The following is a 14314-nucleotide window of genomic DNA, read 5'->3' as shown; positions in this document are numbered from 1 at the left end:
TGTTTTCCTACATATAATTAGATATTGCTAGCTTTACGTCGACCTTTACGCGTACGCGCATTAGTCTTTGTACGTTGTCCACGCAATGGCAAGCCACGACGGTGACGAAGACCGCGATAGCAACCAAGATCCATGAGGCGCTTAATATTCATATTAATCGCACGGCGTAAATCTCCCTCAACGGTCATTTTAGCAATCTCAGTACGCAAAGCTTCGAGTTTTTCTTCAGATAATTGAGATACCTTTGTTGCTGTCTCAATACCTACAGCTTCACATAATTTAATTGCTGTTGTCTTGCCAATTCCATAAATCGATGTAAGGGCTATCACGATATGTTTGTGATCCGGTATGTTAACACCTGCAATACGAGCCATTAGTCTCTCCGAACGTTATTTTTTGCTCTGTCAGAAAGGGACAGAAGAATACTATTATAATGAACTAAAATCAAGCAAGGATTTTATCCTTGCTTTTGCTTATGCCGTGCATCTTTGCATATAACGCGAATAGTTCCATTACGCTTAATAATTTTACAGTTACGACAGAGTCGTTTTACTGATGCTCTAACTTTCATTAAAAACTCCGATAATAATCATAAAAGACCAGGCAACTTGGTCCCTCTAAAATTGGCTTTTTTCATCAACGAATCATATTGTTGAGTCATAAGATGCGCTTGCACTTGAGCAACAAAATCCATAATAACAACAACAATGATTAACAGCGAAGTTCCACCAAAATAAAAAGGCACATGCCAGGTATACATTAAAATCTGCGGTAACAAGCACACTAACACTAAGTATATAGCACCAACCAAAGTTAGGCGTGTCATAACCGAATCAATATAACGAGTCGTTTGCTCACCGGGACGAATACCAGGAATATAAGCCCCCGATTTCTTCAAATTATCAGCGGTATCTTTAGGATTAAACACTAAGGCCGCATAAAAGAAAGCAAAGAACAAAATTGCAATGGCATAAATAATTAAATAAAGTGGTTGCCCTGGAGAAAGTGCCATACCAATATCAGCTAACCAATCCATCCCTTTACCTTTGGCAAAAAACTGTGCCAGAGTCGCCGGCAATAATATAATGCTTGATGCAAAAATTGGCGGTATTACCCCTGACATATTAATTTTTAAAGGTAAATGGCTAGTTTGAGCTGCATAGACTTTTCGGCCGTGTGTACGCTGAGCATAATTAACTCTTATGCGGCGCTGCGCTCTTTCCATAAAAACAACAAAACCAGTAACCAATACTACAATCACACCTACTAATAATAGGGTGAGAGCTTGCATTTGGCCTTCTTTTACTTGCTGAAATACAGATGCAATTGCATGAGGCATACTGGAAACTATTCCTGAAAATATAATCAGGGATATCCCATTACCAACGCCCTTTTCAGTAATTTGCTCTCCAAGCCACATGAGGAACATTGTTCCTGTAACCAGAGTAACAACAGCGGTAAAGTAAAAGAATATGTCAGCATGCAAAGCTATTTGCTGTCCTGCAAGCCATCTTGCCATACCTAAAGATTGAAAAATAGCGAGGATCAGCGTCAAGTAGCGAGTATACTGGTTAATTTTTCTGCGTCCAGATTCACCTTCTTTTTTCAATTGCTCCAATTTTGGAGAAACAACAGAAAATAATTGAATAATAATAGATGCAGAAATATAGGGCATGATTCCAATTGCAAAAACAGTTACCCGTGATAAAGCGCCACCAGAAAACATATTGAACAAGCCAAATATAGTATTTTGCTGCTCGCCAAAAAAATTAGCCAATTTCTGTGGATCTAAACCAGGAACAGGAATATGTGCGCCTAAACGATAGACTAATATGCCTATTATGACAAATAACAACCTTGATTTTAGTTCCGCCAATCCACCGCGGGATTGGCCTGATGTTTGCCTCTGGTTATTCATAGTCACTCTTCAATACTGCCGCCAGCCTGTTCAATTGCTGCACGTGCACCTTTAGTTACACGCAAGCCCTTTAATTTCAGAGGAGCATTAATTTCGCCAGAAAGAATAACCTTCACTTCTTTAATGGACTTATTAATCAAACCAGAATCTTTCAATGCTTGAAGATCAATACTTTCTGCTTTTATTGTTGCCAATTCACCCAAGGTAATTTGATCAACAGTACGTGCAGTTCGTGATTTAAAACCCATTTTAGGAAGACGACGTTGAATTGGCATTTGCCCGCCTTCGAAATTAATTTTATGGAATCCACCTGCGCGAGCCTTTTGACCTTTATGCCCTTTACCACAAGTTTTACCTAAACCAGAACCAATTCCTCTACCAAGGCGCTTTTTTCCTGGACGTGAACCGGGATCTGGAGATAGTGTATTCAAATTCATTATGCACACTCCTCAACTTGCACCAGGTAATTAACAATATTAACCAATCCTCTTATTGCAGGATTGTCTTGTTGAACTACACTGCTGTTTAACTTGCCTAAGCCAAGTTGTTTAACTATTTCAATGTGCTTTGGCTTACGTCCAATGACGCTCTTCACCAAAGTAATTTTGATTTTTTTGCTCATTATTATTCCGCCATTACTTCTGCAACTGTTTTACCACGCTTAGCTGCTACATAATCAGGAGTTCCGATGTTAGTAAGCGCATTAATTGTGGCACGCACAATATTGCTTGGGTTGGTAGAACCAATACTTTTCGCCAAAATATTTTGAACGCCCAATACTTCAAGCACAGCTCGCATAGCACCGCCAGCAATAATTCCTGTACCTTCACTCGCAGGTTTCATAAATACTTTTGAAGCGCCGTAGTTCCAAGTAATTTCGTGATGAATGGTAGTACCTGCTAAAGGAATATAAGTCATATTCTTTCTTGCTTGATCCATTGCCTTTTGAATTGCAATCGGCACTTCTCTAGCTTTACCACGACCAAACCCAACTTTACCTTTACCATCACCAACTACTACTAGCACGGCAAAGCCAAAAACACGACCACCTTTTACTACTTTGGCTGTACGTGTTACAGATACTAATTTTTCTTGGTATCCGTCACTCTTTTGAATTTCATCAAATGCTGCCATAACCGTTCCTTAAAAATTCAACCCAGCTTCTCGAGCGCCATCGGCCAAAGCTTTCACTCTACCGTGGTATTTAAAACCTGAACGATCAAAAGAAACTTCATCTATATTTTTAGCCTTGGCTCGTTCACCTAACAATTTACCAACTTGCTGGGCTTGCTCTACTTTGGTTCCTGAAAGCTTTGACTTAAGCTCTTTATCCATCGTAGATGAACAAACAATGACTACGTCACCTTTTTCACCACGCACAACGATTTGAGAATAGATGTGAGTACCACTTCTATGCACGACAAGTCTTGCTTTCTCGGGATTACGGCGATGAATAGCTTTCGCCTTTAAACCACGTCGTATACGGGCCTGCTCTTTATTCTTCATCTCTTACACCTTATTTCTTTTTGGCTTCTTTACGAATAATAATTTCACCAGCATAACGAATGCCCTTGCCTTTATAAGGCTCAGGTGGTCTAAATCCACGGATTTCAGAGGCAACTTGCCCTAACAATTGTTTGTCAATACCACGGATTATAATGGTTGTGTTATTTGGCGTTTCTGCAGTAACACCTTGAGGCAAGGCGTATTCTATTGGATGAGAAAAGCCTAAGGATAAAGTAATTGCTTTATTATTAGCTTGAGCACGATATCCTACACCTACCAGTTCTAACGTAACATCAAAACCGTTGGTTACACCTTTAACCATATTATTTACTAAAGCGCGGACAGTTCCTGCATGTGCCCAAGCATTAGGATCGTTAGAAGCAGGTTTAAACTCTATCTTATTATTGCTATCTTCACTTTTGCTAACATTTACCAGCTTATTATAGTGCTGAACTAGTGAACCTTTTGGGCCCTTTACGGTTAAAGTATCTTTTCCGATGGTAAGCTCAACGTTTGCAGGCAAATTAATTGGGGCTTTTGCTACTCTAGACATATCATTCCTCTCAAGTATTAGGCCACTTCACAAAGAATTTCACCACCAACACCTTGTCTTTTAGCTGCAACATGAGTCATTACCCCTTTTGAGGTAGAAAGAATGGCAACACCAAAACCAGGAATTGAAGGCAAATCTTTAAATGATTTATAAACTCTTAAACCAGGGCGACTAATACGCAAAATACGCTCAATTACAGGTTTACCATGATAGTACTTTAATTGTAACGTAATAGATTTAATATTATTTTCAAGAAGTTGCACATTATAATCTAATATGTAACCTTCTTCTTTTAAAACCCTAGCTATTTCTTCTTTCAACTTAGATGAATTCAGGGTTACGCTCTGATGTTTAGCTTGCTGACCATTACGAATTCTAGTCAACATGTCAGCAACAGGATCATGCATACTCACAGTTGTTCTCCATAGAATAAAATTTACCAGCTGGATTTGCGACCACCAGTAACATTACCGGTCATTAGCTGCTGTCTTAAGCAAATCCTGCAAAGGCCAAATTTGCGATATACCGCATGCGGCCGCCCACATTGCTGGCAACGAGTGCTGTGTCGCACTGGATTAGAATTAATCGGAAGCTTAGACAATTTAGCCTGTGCTTCCATAATTTCATCAAAATCAGTAGACGACTTAATCAAAACTTTTAATTCGTTTCTACGCTCTTTATATTTCGCGACAAGTTTAGCTCTTTTACGTTCGCGTGCGAGCATTGATTTTTTAGCCACAGTATTACCCTTTTTTAGTGTTTATCTCTGTCTTTCAAAGGCAGGTTGAACGCTTCTAACAAGGCCTTCGCTTCTTCATTGGTTTTTGCACTTGTAGTGATACAAATATCTAAACCGCGGATGCCATCAGTCTTGTCAAAATCAATTTCAGGGAAAACCAATTGTTCATGAATTCCCATACTATAGTTACCTGTACCATCGAATGACTTAGGGTTTAATCCACGAAAATCACGTACTCGAGGGAGAGCAATAGTAATTAGACGGTCTAGAAACTCATACATACGCTCACGTCGCAGAGTTACTTTACATCCAATCGGCCATCCTTCACGAATTTTAAACCCAGCCAAAGACTTTTTAGCTTTAGTGACAACAGGTTTTTGTCCAGCAATTAAAGTCATATCCTCAAGCGCATGGTTCATAACCTTTTTATCACCAACCGCTTCACCAACTCCCATATTCAAAGTTATTTTTAGAATCTTGGGAACTTCCATTACACTTTTGTAGCCAAATCGTTTTACCATCATTGGAACTACATCTTTTTTATAAAAATCTTTAAGTCTAGCCATTTCAGTCACCTAATCAGACAAGATCAATAATTTCGTTATTTGATTTAAAATAACGAACTTTGTATTTATTGCCATCTTTTTCGAGGTATTTAAATCCAACTTTATCTGCTTTTTTAGATACGGGATTGTACATGGCAACATTTGATACATGGACAGGTGCCTCGCGTGAAATAATTCCACCTTGCTGGTTCAATTGTGGATTTGGCTTAACATGTTTTTTAATCATGTTACCGCCTTCTACAACAACGCCATCAGCGTAAACTTTGGTTACCTTGCCTACATGACCTTTACTCTTACCGGCGATAATAATTACTGTATCGCCTGATCTAATACGCTTCATAACTAATCCTTCTCACAATACTTCAGCAGCAAGAGAAATGATTTTCATAAACCGCTCTCTTAGCTCACGAGTTACAGGGCCGAATATACGTGTACCTATAGGCTCATTTTGGTTGTTTAAAAGAACAGCAGCATTACCATCAAAACGAATGAGAGAACCATCGTCGCGACGAACGCCTTGACTAGTTCTAACAACGACAGCTTTCATTACTGCACCTTTTTTTACTTTGCTACGTGGTATTGCATCTTTAATGCTTACTTTAATAACATCACCAATACGGGCATACCGTCTATGTGATCCACCAAGCACTTTGATACACATCACTTTTCGCGCTCCGCTGTTGTCTGCAACATCGAGCACAGTCTGCATTTGTATCATTTTATTCTCCAGCTCTAAATTCGACCAGAAAAAGGCTGCTGATTATATCAGGCCTCTTAGTAATTTAAAAGTAATCAAAATGAATATCAGGAAATTACTTCAACTAATACCCAACTTTTCATTTTAGAGAGTGGTCGAGATTCGCGAATTCTTACAATATTTCCAATTTTACCAATTTGATTTTCATCATGAGCATGTAGTTTAGTTCTACGTTTCATGATTTTTCCGTATTTCGGATGTTTCACTGTACGCTCAACCATGACAACAATAGTCTTTTGCATTTTATCGCTAACGACTTTTCCGACGATGGTTCTGGCGTTGGTTTCACTACTATTAGTCATGACGCTTTCCTACCTTCTGAGTCATAATTGTTTTAACTTGAGCAATAGATTTTCTAACTTTAGTAATAAGATGAGTCTTATCTAAAGAGCCATTAGCTTTTTTCATGCGCAAGTTAAACTGTTCTTTGCGAAGGGAGAGTAGCTCGGTCTGCAATTCATCGGTTGTTAAATCTCTTAACTCTTTAATGTCTTTCATCACATCACCTTGCGCTCTTCAAATATTACTTTGAAAGGAAGCTTCGCCTTGGCTAAATCAAATGCTTCCATAGCCAATTCTCTGCTAACACCTTCCATTTCAAATAAAACTTTACCAGGTTGAATTTGAGCAACCCAATATTCAACACTACCTTTACCTTTACCTTGACGGACTTCAAGAGGCTTTTGAGTAATTGGCTTATCTGGGAAAACTCGAATCCAAATTTTTCCACCACGCTTAATATGACGAGTCATAGCACGTCGCGCAGCTTCGATCTGTCGAGCAGTCAAGCGCCCTCTTTCAAGAGCTTTTAATCCAAACTCCCCAAAGCTAACCTTAGAACCTCTTTGAGCCAAACCGCGGTTGCGGCCTTTCATTTGTTTACGATATTTCGTACGTTTTGGCTGTAACATGATTGTAATTCCTCACTTACTTACCACTTTCAGTATTTCGATTCTTCTGAGGAAGCACTTCCCCTTTGAAGATCCATACTTTAACACCTATGATTCCATAGGTTGTTTTTGCTTCGGCAGTACCATAATCAACATCGGCACGGAAAGTATGTAGAGGAACTCGGCCTTCGCGGTACCATTCACTTCGAGCAATTTCAGCACCACCAAGTCTACCACTCACACAAATTTTAATTCCTTTTGCACCAGCCTTCATTGCTGAAGTTACTGCTCTCTTCATAGCACGTCTAAACATCACACGCTGTTCTAGCTGTTGAGCAATACCTTCTGCGACCAAAGTTGAATCTAATTCTGGCTTACGCACTTCTTCGATGTTCAAGTGAACTGGAACACCCAACTTAGAAGCAATTTCACTTCTTAATGCTTCAATGCCACCACCTTTCTTTCCAATGATGACACCTGGTCTAGCAGTATGAATAGTAACAACTGCATTACTGGCTGGTCGGTCAATACGAATCTTACTGACCGCAGCTGCCATAAGCTTTTTCTTAAGATGTTTACGTAGATTGATATCTTCATTGAGGAGTTGAGCATAGTTTTTACTAGCATACCATTTGGAATTCCAATCTTGAACGATACCTAATCTGATACCTATAGGGTTTACTTTCTGTCCCATTGCTATTCCTCGTCAGATACTTTAATTGTGATGTGGCAGGTACGCTTACAGATACGATTAGCACGACCTTTAGCTCGTGGACTAATTCTTTTGAGTGTTGCCGCCTCATCTACACACACTGCACCAACTTTTAATTCGTCAATATCTGCACCATTATTGTTTTCTGCACTAGCAATTGCAGATTCCAATAATTTTAGCATTAGGTGCGCACCCTTCTTGGGAGTAAATTTCAAAACGTCAATTGCGTTAGAAACGTCCATCTTGCGAATCATATCAGCGATCAATCTGCCCTTTTGGGCAGAAAGCGGTGCATTTTTTAATTTTGCTGTTACTTCCATCATTGCCTCTTACTTACCTTTAGCCTTTCTGTCGCCAGAATGACCTTTGAATGTACGAGTCATGGCAAACTCACCTAATTTATGGCCAACCATATTGTCAGTGATATAGACTGGAACATGATCTTTACCATTATGTACCGCGATTGTTAAATCAATCATCTCAGGTACAATCGTTGAGCGCCGGGACCAAGTTTTAATTGGTTTCTTAGACTTAGATTCGATCGCCGCTTCAACCTTCTTAATTAAATGGTGATCGATAAACGGACCCTTTCTTATAGAACGTGCCACCTTGATATCCTCTTGCTAATTATTTCTTCTTACGTCTTCTGACGATAAAACGATCAGTACGTTTATTACTGCGCGTTTTGTACCCTTTAGTGGGAATACCCCATGGAGTTACTGGGTGACGACCACCAGATGTGCGTCCTTCACCACCACCATGTGGGTGATCTACTGGGTTCATCGCAACTCCGCGAACAGTAGGTCTAATTCCACGCCATCGTTTTGCGCCAGCTTTACCAAGAGCACGTAAACTGTGTTCACTGTTACTAACTTCACCAATAACAGCTCTACAAGAACTCAGGACTTTGCGCATTTCACCAGAACGCAACTTTAACGTTGCATAGCTACCTTCTTTAGCTACAATTTGTCCACTGCAGCCAGCACTTCTCAACATCTGAGCACCTTTACCAGGCTTAAGCTCAACACAATGAATTGTAGTACCTACAGGTATATTTCGTAGAGGTAAGCAATTACCAGTACTAATAGGTGAGTCTTCACCACTAACAATAGTATCGCCGGCCGTTAAACCAGAAGGTGCAATAATGTAACGCCGTTCACCATCTTTGTAAACAACTAAAGCAATTAAAGCAGAGCGATTTGGATCATATTCCAATCGTTCAACTTTAGCCTCGATACCATCTTTGTTTCTTTTGAAATCAATTATACGATATTTTGCACGAACACCGCCACCAATATGTCGAACAGTAATTCGACCTTGGTTATTACGTCCACCTGTCTTATTTAACTTCTCAACCAGACTAGCATGAGGCTGTCCTTTGTGAATATTGTGATGGACGACTCGAATTTCACCACGTTTACCAGGTGATGTTGGTTTAGATTTTAATAATGCCATCTTAATCTGCCTTATTCAGTCACGGTAAAGTCGATGTCGTAATTTTCTTGCAAGGAAACAAAAGCTTTTTTCCAATCACTGCGTTTGCCGTTTAATTGTTTAAAACGCTTTTTCTTTCCTTTTACATTAATTACTGATACTGACTTCACTTTGACATTAAACATATGCTCTACAGCGTGTTTAATTTCTTGCTTAGTAGCCGTCTTTAATACTTTAAATGTAAACTGCTTATATTTGTCAGCCATTACAGTCGCTTTTTCAGAGGTATGTGGCTCACGCAAAACCATTAATATATGTTCAGCATTCATTGTAACTGCTCCTCTAAACTCTTAATGGCACCCTCTGTCATCAGCACTTTTTCAAAACTAAGTAGGCTAACAGGATCTAATGACGTTACATCACAAATGTCATATTCAATCAAATTACGAGAAGCCAGGTATTCATGCTCACCCACTTCATGCATAACGATTAAAGCATTTTGCAACTCTAACTCATTCATCTTTTTGATAAAATCTTTAGTCTTGTGAGATTCACATTGAAAATCACTGACTACAACAAGGTTACCTGTACGATGAAGTTCGGAAATTATACTACGCAATGCGCGTTTGTACATTTTTTTATTAATCTTTTGGGAATAATCACGCTTTTTAGAAGCAAAAGTTACCCCCCCTGAACGCCACAAAGGACTACGGATGGTACCAGCTCTTGCTCTACCAGTTCCTTTTTGACGCCAAGGCTTTTTTCCACCTCCACGCACTTCCGCACGAGTTTTTTGAGCACTGTTACCACTACGAGAATTATTCATAAAAGTAACAACTGCTTGATGGATTAAACCTTCGTTGTATACGTAACCAAATACATCTTCATTAACTTTAAGTGATGCTTTGGTATCAACAGTTTTAATTTCCATTATTTTTGCCCCCTTTAGTCTTAACTGCGGGCCGTACTTCAACTCGTGCACCAGGACAACCAGGTATAGCACCTTTGATCAGAAGCAAATTACGCTCTTTATCAACACGAACAATTTCTAAACTTTGAGTAGTGCAACGCACATTCCCCAAGTGTCCGGCCATTTTTTTACCTTTAAACACACGACCAGGAGTCTGGTTTTGACCAATCGAGCCAAGAACACGGTGCGAACGTGAGTTACCATGGGTAGCATCTTGTGTGCGAAAATTATGACGCTTAACACCACCGGCAAAACCTTTACCCTTCGTTGTGGCTGCAACATCAACAAACTGTCCATCATTAAAGATATCATGCACAGAGATAACTTGACCTGCAGTAAACTCGTCAATAGAGTCAACTCGAAATTCGCCCATCATATCGCCTGCATCAATTTCAGCCTTAGCAAAATGTCCTGCTAGCGGCTTGCTAACACGGCTTGATTTCTTCTCACCACCGGTTAACTGAATAGCAGTGTAGCCATCAGTGTCCATAGTTTTAATTTGTGACACACGGTTAGGAATCACCTCAACCACAGAAACAGGTATTGATATACCGTCCTCTGTAAATACCCGTGTCATACCGATTTTACGGCCTAATAACCCAATCGTCATTCTAACACCTCGTTAATAACCTTTGCCTTAGGACACATTATTCGTCATCAAGGCTAATCTGTACGTCAACTCCAGCAGCCAGATCAAGCTTCATCAACGCATCTACTGTTTTCTCTGTAGGATGCACAATAACGACCAGGCGTTTGTGAGTTCGTAATTCATACTGATCACGCGCATCTTTATTAACATGGGGCGAAATCAATACAGTAAATTTCTCTTTCTTAATTGGCAAAGGTATAGGGCCACGTAATTGTGCCCCTGTCCGTTTTGCTGTCTCAACAATCTCACGAATTGAAATGTCAATCAGTCGATGGTCAAACGATTTAAGACGTATTTTAATATTTTGATTATTGCTCATCATTATCACTCAATAATTTTTGCGACTACACCAGCACCAACTGTGCGACCACCTTCACGAATTGCGAAACGCAATCCTTCGTCCATAGCAATTGGTGAATGCAAGGTAACTGTCATTTGGACGTTATCCCCTGGCATTACCATTTCTATTCCGCTTGGTAATTCACAAGATCCAGTTACGTCTGTCGTTCTGAAGTAAAACTGTGGACGGTATCCATTGAAAAATGGAGTATGACGACCACCTTCATCTTTTGACAACACGTATACTTCTGCTTCAAACTTGGTGTGAGGCTTGATTGTACCAGGTTTCGCCAATACTTGACCACGCTCTACTTCGTCTCTCTTTGTTCCACGTAACAATACGCCAACGTTATCGCCTGCGCGACCTTCGTCAAGTAACTTACGGAACATTTCAACGCCTGTACAAGTCGTCTTCTGGGTATCTCGTATTCCTACAATTTCTACTTCTTCACCAACTTTTACTATTCCACTCTCAACACGACCAGTTACTACTGTTCCTCGACCAGAAATTGAAAATACGTCTTCAATCGGTAATAAGAAACTCTTGTCAATGTTTCTTACTGGTTCTGGTATGTAGGAATCCATCGTCTCTACCAACTTCTCAATCGCTGCCACGCCAATCTCGCTGGTATCGCCTTCCAGTGCTTTTAGCGCTGAACCGACTACAATAGGAATATCATCTCCTGGAAACTCATAACTGCTTAACAGGTCACGTACTTCCATCTCTACTAATTCTAACAACTCCGGATCGTCCACCATATCCGCTTTGTTCATGAATACTACAATGTATGGCACACCTACTTGACGTGACAACAAAATGTGTTCACGTGTTTGTGGCATTGGACCATCCGCTGCTGATACTACTAAAATAGCTCCGTCCATTTGAGCTGCACCTGTAATCATGTTCTTCACATAGTCAGCATGACCAGGGCAATCCACGTGGGCATAGTGGCGGTTCGCTGATTCATACTCAACGTGTGCCGTTGATATCGTAATTCCACGCTCTCGCTCTTCCGGCGCCGCGTCAATTTGATCATACGCTTTCGCTGTCCCACCAAACTTCTTTGCCATAATTGTGGTAATCGCTGCAGTCAATGTGGTCTTACCATGGTCTACGTGACCAATCGTTCCCACGTTTACGTGCGGCTTCTTACGCTCAAACTTTTCCTTCGCCATTTCAAATACCTCATTAACATTTATTGTTTCTTAATAATCGCTTCAGCAATGTTTGTGGGCGCTTCTGCATATCTAGAAAACTCCATAGAATATGTTGCACGACCTTGAGTTGCAGAACGAAGATCCGTAGCGTAGCCAAACATTTCAGCAAGAGGAACTTCTGCTCGAACAATTTTTCCAGCAGGAGAATCTTCCATACCTTGAACCATACCTCTTCGACGATTGAGATCTCCCATTACATCACCCATGTAATCTTCAGGAGTAACTACCTCTACTTGCATGATTGGTTCAAGTAAAACAGGCTTAGCCTTCAACGCACCTTGCTTAAAGCATTGGGAACCAGCAATTTTAAACGCCATTTCGCTTGAATCGACTTCATGGAATGAACCATCAAACAAAGTCACCTTGACATCAACAACAGGATATCCAGCGAGAACACCATTTTGAAGTTGCTCTTGTACACCTTTATCAACCGCAGGAATGTATTCTTTTGGAATGACACCACCAACGATAGCATTTACGAACTCATAACCAGCACCTGGTTGTTGAGGTTCAATTTTCAACCAAACGTGACCATATTGACCACGACCACCTGATTGACGAACAAATTTACCTTCTTGTTCAACAGCATTTCTAATTGTTTCGCGATAGGCAACTTGAGGTTTACCTACATTCGCTTCAACATTAAACTCACGCTTCATGCGGTCAACAATAATTTCCAGGTGAAGCTCACCCATTCCTTGAATAATCGTTTGTCCTGACTCTTCATCGGTATGAACACGGAATGAAGGATCTTCCTGTGCTAACTTACCTAATGCAACACCCATTTTTTCTTGGTCAGCTTTAGTCCGAGGCTCCACCGCTACTGCAATAACAGGATCTGGAAAATCCATACGCTCTAGAGTTACGATATGGTCAACATCGCAAAGTGTATCACCGGTTGTCACAGTCTTAAGACCAACTGCTGCTGCAATATCACCAGCTCTCACTTCTTTGATTTCTTCACGTGAGTTAGCATGCATTTGGAGCAAACGGCCGATACGCTCTTTTTTTCCTTTTACAGGGTTATAAATTGTATCGCCACTCTTAAGCACACCTGAATATGCGCGGAAATAAGTAAGCGTCCCCACAAAAGGATCTGTCGCAATCTTGAATGCTAGTGCGGAAAAAGGCTCGTCATAAGATGTCTTACGATGAGTTTCTTCACCATCATCATCTACACCCCGAATATCCGGAATATCGATAGGTGAAGGCAAGTATTCAATCACACCATCGAGTACTGCTTGAACTCCTTTGTTTTTAAACGCTGAACCGCAAAATACAGGTACGATTTCGTTATTAACAGTGCGCTTGCGTAGCGCGGTTTTAATTTCTTGCTCGGTGAACTCTTCACCTTCAAGATATTTTTCCATTAGCTCTTCAGAAACTTCCGCTGCAGCTTCGATGATCTTAGAACGATACTCAACACATTGTTCCAGCATATCAGCAGGGATATCTTTATATTCAAAAGACATTCCTTTAGATTCTTCATCCCAATGAATTGCTTTCATTTTGATAAGATCAATAACACCTTTAAAAGAATCTTCCGCGCCAATAGGCAATTGAACAACAACTGGGTTAGAACCTAGACGTTGCCTAATTTGTTCAACAACACGCAGGAAATTTGCACCCATCCTATCCATTTTGTTGACAAAAACAATACGAGGAACTCCGTATTTATCCGATTGGCGCCACACAGTTTCAGACTGTGGCTCTACTCCTGAAACAGAATCGAATACCACAATTGCACCATCCAGCACGCGTAATGAACGCTCAACTTCAATCATGAAGTCTACGTGGCCTGGAGTATCAATAATATTGATACGATGCCGTTGATAGTTCTTATCCATTCCAGACCAGTAACAAGTTGTTGCTGCGGAAGTAATGGTAATCCCCCGTTCCTGCTCCTGAACCATCCAGTCCATCGTTGCAGCACCGTCGTGTACCTCACCGATTTTATGCGACATACCGGTATAAAAAAGCACGCGCTCGGTAGTAGTCGTCTTACCGGCGTCAACGTGGGCGGCAATGCCAATGTTTCTGTATAGTTCCAATGAAGTAGACAC

The 14314-nt window shown here is 40.5% G+C and carries 26 protein-coding genes; all 26 read right to left on the bottom strand.

Annotated features, from left to right (window positions below):
• Window positions 1–17: 17 nt before the first annotated feature.
• The 26 genes from rpsM to fusA all read right to left on the bottom strand — a co-directional run bounded on the left by rpsM (window position 18) and on the right by fusA (window position 14314).
• Entirely contained in the window at window positions 18–374 is a 357-nt protein-coding gene (rpsM, locus tag LHA_RS01655) for a 30S ribosomal protein S13 (protein ID WP_045104995.1), read from the bottom strand.
• Window positions 375–457: 83 nt separating this feature from the next.
• Window positions 458–571: a 50S ribosomal protein L36 gene (rpmJ, locus tag LHA_RS16425; protein WP_081778074.1), complete on the bottom strand. Its 114-nt coding sequence runs from the start codon at window positions 569–571 to the stop codon at window positions 458–460.
• 18 nt (window positions 572–589) lie between these two features.
• Window positions 590–1918, bottom strand: a complete 1329-nt coding sequence (secY, locus tag LHA_RS01650) for a preprotein translocase subunit SecY (protein WP_045104994.1) — start codon at window positions 1916–1918, stop codon at window positions 590–592.
• Between the two features lie 2 nt (window positions 1919–1920).
• A complete protein-coding gene (rplO, locus tag LHA_RS01645) occupies window positions 1921–2355 on the bottom strand; it encodes a 50S ribosomal protein L15 (protein WP_045104993.1) in 435 nt (144 codons plus the stop codon).
• A complete protein-coding gene (rpmD, locus tag LHA_RS01640) occupies window positions 2355–2540 on the bottom strand; it encodes a 50S ribosomal protein L30 (RefSeq protein WP_045104992.1) in 186 nt (61 codons plus the stop codon). The genes rplO and rpmD overlap by 1 nt, the downstream gene beginning before the upstream one ends.
• A 2-nt stretch (window positions 2541–2542) precedes the next feature.
• On the bottom strand, window positions 2543–3052 hold the full coding sequence (gene rpsE / locus LHA_RS01635) for a 30S ribosomal protein S5 (protein ID WP_045104991.1): 510 nt from the start codon (window positions 3050–3052) through the stop codon (window positions 2543–2545).
• Between the two features lie 9 nt (window positions 3053–3061).
• Window positions 3062–3424 (bottom strand): 50S ribosomal protein L18, encoded by a 363-nt coding sequence (gene rplR, locus LHA_RS01630; RefSeq protein ID WP_045104990.1) that lies wholly within the window; start codon window positions 3422–3424, stop codon window positions 3062–3064.
• Window positions 3425–3434: 10 nt separating this feature from the next.
• Window positions 3435–3977 (bottom strand): 50S ribosomal protein L6, encoded by a 543-nt coding sequence (gene rplF / locus LHA_RS01625; protein ID WP_045104989.1) that lies wholly within the window; start codon window positions 3975–3977, stop codon window positions 3435–3437.
• A gap of 17 nt (window positions 3978–3994) precedes the next feature.
• Complete coding sequence (rpsH, locus tag LHA_RS01620; RefSeq protein ID WP_197541153.1) at window positions 3995–4384, bottom strand: 30S ribosomal protein S8; 390 nt, start codon at window positions 4382–4384, stop codon at window positions 3995–3997.
• Between the two features lie 29 nt (window positions 4385–4413).
• Window positions 4414–4716, bottom strand: a complete 303-nt coding sequence (gene rpsN / locus LHA_RS01615; protein ID WP_045104987.1) for a 30S ribosomal protein S14 — start codon at window positions 4714–4716, stop codon at window positions 4414–4416.
• A 14-nt stretch (window positions 4717–4730) separates the two neighbouring features.
• Window positions 4731–5282 (bottom strand): 50S ribosomal protein L5, encoded by a 552-nt coding sequence (gene rplE / locus LHA_RS01610; RefSeq protein ID WP_045104986.1) that lies wholly within the window; start codon window positions 5280–5282, stop codon window positions 4731–4733.
• A 13-nt stretch (window positions 5283–5295) separates the two neighbouring features.
• The gene (gene rplX / locus LHA_RS01605) at window positions 5296–5622 is read right to left on the bottom strand and encodes a 50S ribosomal protein L24 (RefSeq protein ID WP_045104985.1); all 327 of its coding nucleotides are present in this window, start codon (window positions 5620–5622) and stop codon (window positions 5296–5298) included.
• Between the two features lie 12 nt (window positions 5623–5634).
• The gene (gene rplN, locus LHA_RS01600) at window positions 5635–6000 is read right to left on the bottom strand and encodes a 50S ribosomal protein L14 (protein ID WP_045104984.1); all 366 of its coding nucleotides are present in this window, start codon (window positions 5998–6000) and stop codon (window positions 5635–5637) included.
• Between the two features lie 86 nt (window positions 6001–6086).
• Window positions 6087–6341, bottom strand: coding sequence for a 30S ribosomal protein S17 (gene rpsQ, locus LHA_RS01595; RefSeq protein ID WP_045104983.1), 255 nt, complete (start codon window positions 6339–6341; stop codon window positions 6087–6089).
• Window positions 6334–6537: a 50S ribosomal protein L29 gene (rpmC, locus tag LHA_RS01590; RefSeq protein WP_045104982.1), complete on the bottom strand. Its 204-nt coding sequence runs from the start codon at window positions 6535–6537 to the stop codon at window positions 6334–6336. The genes rpsQ and rpmC overlap by 8 nt, the downstream gene beginning before the upstream one ends.
• A complete protein-coding gene (rplP, locus tag LHA_RS01585; RefSeq protein ID WP_045104981.1) occupies window positions 6537–6950 on the bottom strand; it encodes a 50S ribosomal protein L16 in 414 nt (137 codons plus the stop codon). The genes rpmC and rplP overlap by 1 nt, the downstream gene beginning before the upstream one ends.
• A gap of 16 nt (window positions 6951–6966) precedes the next feature.
• Window positions 6967–7623, bottom strand: coding sequence for a 30S ribosomal protein S3 (rpsC, locus tag LHA_RS01580; protein WP_045104980.1), 657 nt, complete (start codon window positions 7621–7623; stop codon window positions 6967–6969).
• 2 nt (window positions 7624–7625) lie between these two features.
• Window positions 7626–7961: a 50S ribosomal protein L22 gene (gene rplV / locus LHA_RS01575; protein WP_045104979.1), complete on the bottom strand. Its 336-nt coding sequence runs from the start codon at window positions 7959–7961 to the stop codon at window positions 7626–7628.
• A 9-nt stretch (window positions 7962–7970) separates the two neighbouring features.
• Window positions 7971–8249: a 30S ribosomal protein S19 gene (rpsS, locus tag LHA_RS01570; protein WP_045104978.1), complete on the bottom strand. Its 279-nt coding sequence runs from the start codon at window positions 8247–8249 to the stop codon at window positions 7971–7973.
• A gap of 19 nt (window positions 8250–8268) precedes the next feature.
• A complete protein-coding gene (gene rplB / locus LHA_RS01565; protein WP_045104977.1) occupies window positions 8269–9096 on the bottom strand; it encodes a 50S ribosomal protein L2 in 828 nt (275 codons plus the stop codon).
• A gap of 11 nt (window positions 9097–9107) precedes the next feature.
• The gene (gene rplW, locus LHA_RS01560; protein WP_045104976.1) at window positions 9108–9404 is read right to left on the bottom strand and encodes a 50S ribosomal protein L23; all 297 of its coding nucleotides are present in this window, start codon (window positions 9402–9404) and stop codon (window positions 9108–9110) included.
• Complete coding sequence (rplD, locus tag LHA_RS01555) at window positions 9401–10006, bottom strand: 50S ribosomal protein L4 (protein WP_045104975.1); 606 nt, start codon at window positions 10004–10006, stop codon at window positions 9401–9403. The genes rplW and rplD overlap by 4 nt, the downstream gene beginning before the upstream one ends.
• The gene (rplC, locus tag LHA_RS01550) at window positions 9996–10655 is read right to left on the bottom strand and encodes a 50S ribosomal protein L3 (protein ID WP_045104974.1); all 660 of its coding nucleotides are present in this window, start codon (window positions 10653–10655) and stop codon (window positions 9996–9998) included. Before rplC ends, rplD begins: the two co-directional genes overlap by 11 nt.
• Window positions 10656–10692: 37 nt before the next feature.
• On the bottom strand, window positions 10693–11013 hold the full coding sequence (gene rpsJ / locus LHA_RS01545) for a 30S ribosomal protein S10 (protein WP_045107331.1): 321 nt from the start codon (window positions 11011–11013) through the stop codon (window positions 10693–10695).
• Between the two features lie 5 nt (window positions 11014–11018).
• Window positions 11019–12209 carry an elongation factor Tu gene (gene tuf, locus LHA_RS01540; protein WP_045104964.1) on the bottom strand — a complete coding sequence of 397 codons (1191 nt, stop codon included), beginning with the start codon at window positions 12207–12209 and terminating at the stop codon, window positions 11019–11021.
• 20 nt (window positions 12210–12229) lie between these two features.
• Window positions 12230–14314, bottom strand: coding sequence for an elongation factor G (gene fusA, locus LHA_RS01535; RefSeq protein ID WP_045104973.1), 2085 nt, complete (start codon window positions 14312–14314; stop codon window positions 12230–12232).

This window comes from Legionella hackeliae (genome assembly GCF_000953655.1).
In the GTDB taxonomy this organism is placed as follows: domain Bacteria; phylum Pseudomonadota; class Gammaproteobacteria; order Legionellales; family Legionellaceae; genus Tatlockia; species Tatlockia hackeliae.
Note: the sequence above shows the minus strand (reverse complement) of the source record. Positions and strands in the feature narration are given on the sequence as shown.

What these genes read in the sequence shown, in the direction of transcription:
- rplO (WP_045104993.1), bottom strand. Translation starts at nt 2,355, where the DNA reads ATGAATTTGAATACACTATCTCCAGATCCCGGTTCACGTCCAGGAAAA.
- rpsH (WP_197541153.1), bottom strand. Translation starts at nt 4,384, where the DNA reads ATGCATGATCCTGTTGCTGACATGTTGACTAGAATTCGTAATGGTCAG.
- rpsQ (WP_045104983.1), bottom strand. Translation starts at nt 6,341, where the DNA reads ATGACTAATAGTAGTGAAACCAACGCCAGAACCATCGTCGGAAAAGTC.
- rplC (WP_045104974.1), bottom strand. Translation starts at nt 10,655, where the DNA reads ATGACGATTGGGTTATTAGGCCGTAAAATCGGTATGACACGGGTATTT.
- rpsJ (WP_045107331.1), bottom strand. Translation starts at nt 11,013, where the DNA reads ATGAGCAATAATCAAAATATTAAAATACGTCTTAAATCGTTTGACCAT.
- rpmC (WP_045104982.1), bottom strand. Translation starts at nt 6,537, where the DNA reads ATGAAAGACATTAAAGAGTTAAGAGATTTAACAACCGATGAATTGCAG.
- rplV (WP_045104979.1), bottom strand. Translation starts at nt 7,961, where the DNA reads ATGGAAGTAACAGCAAAATTAAAAAATGCACCGCTTTCTGCCCAAAAG.
- rpsM (WP_045104995.1), bottom strand. Translation starts at nt 374, where the DNA reads ATGGCTCGTATTGCAGGTGTTAACATACCGGATCACAAACATATCGTG.
- rplF (WP_045104989.1), bottom strand. Translation starts at nt 3,977, where the DNA reads ATGTCTAGAGTAGCAAAAGCCCCAATTAATTTGCCTGCAAACGTTGAG.
- secY (WP_045104994.1), bottom strand. Translation starts at nt 1,918, where the DNA reads ATGAATAACCAGAGGCAAACATCAGGCCAATCCCGCGGTGGATTGGCG.
- rplX (WP_045104985.1), bottom strand. Translation starts at nt 5,622, where the DNA reads ATGAAGCGTATTAGATCAGGCGATACAGTAATTATTATCGCCGGTAAG.
- rplD (WP_045104975.1), bottom strand. Translation starts at nt 10,006, where the DNA reads ATGGAAATTAAAACTGTTGATACCAAAGCATCACTTAAAGTTAATGAA.
- rplE (WP_045104986.1), bottom strand. Translation starts at nt 5,282, where the DNA reads ATGGCTAGACTTAAAGATTTTTATAAAAAAGATGTAGTTCCAATGATG.
- rplB (WP_045104977.1), bottom strand. Translation starts at nt 9,096, where the DNA reads ATGGCATTATTAAAATCTAAACCAACATCACCTGGTAAACGTGGTGAA.
- tuf (WP_045104964.1), bottom strand. Translation starts at nt 12,209, where the DNA reads ATGGCGAAGGAAAAGTTTGAGCGTAAGAAGCCGCACGTAAACGTGGGA.
- rpsC (WP_045104980.1), bottom strand. Translation starts at nt 7,623, where the DNA reads ATGGGACAGAAAGTAAACCCTATAGGTATCAGATTAGGTATCGTTCAA.
- rpsE (WP_045104991.1), bottom strand. Translation starts at nt 3,052, where the DNA reads ATGGCAGCATTTGATGAAATTCAAAAGAGTGACGGATACCAAGAAAAA.
- rpmJ (WP_081778074.1), bottom strand. Translation starts at nt 571, where the DNA reads ATGAAAGTTAGAGCATCAGTAAAACGACTCTGTCGTAACTGTAAAATT.
- rplR (WP_045104990.1), bottom strand. Translation starts at nt 3,424, where the DNA reads ATGAAGAATAAAGAGCAGGCCCGTATACGACGTGGTTTAAAGGCGAAA.
- rpmD (WP_045104992.1), bottom strand. Translation starts at nt 2,540, where the DNA reads ATGAGCAAAAAAATCAAAATTACTTTGGTGAAGAGCGTCATTGGACGT.
- rplW (WP_045104976.1), bottom strand. Translation starts at nt 9,404, where the DNA reads ATGAATGCTGAACATATATTAATGGTTTTGCGTGAGCCACATACCTCT.
- rplN (WP_045104984.1), bottom strand. Translation starts at nt 6,000, where the DNA reads ATGATACAAATGCAGACTGTGCTCGATGTTGCAGACAACAGCGGAGCG.
- rplP (WP_045104981.1), bottom strand. Translation starts at nt 6,950, where the DNA reads ATGTTACAGCCAAAACGTACGAAATATCGTAAACAAATGAAAGGCCGC.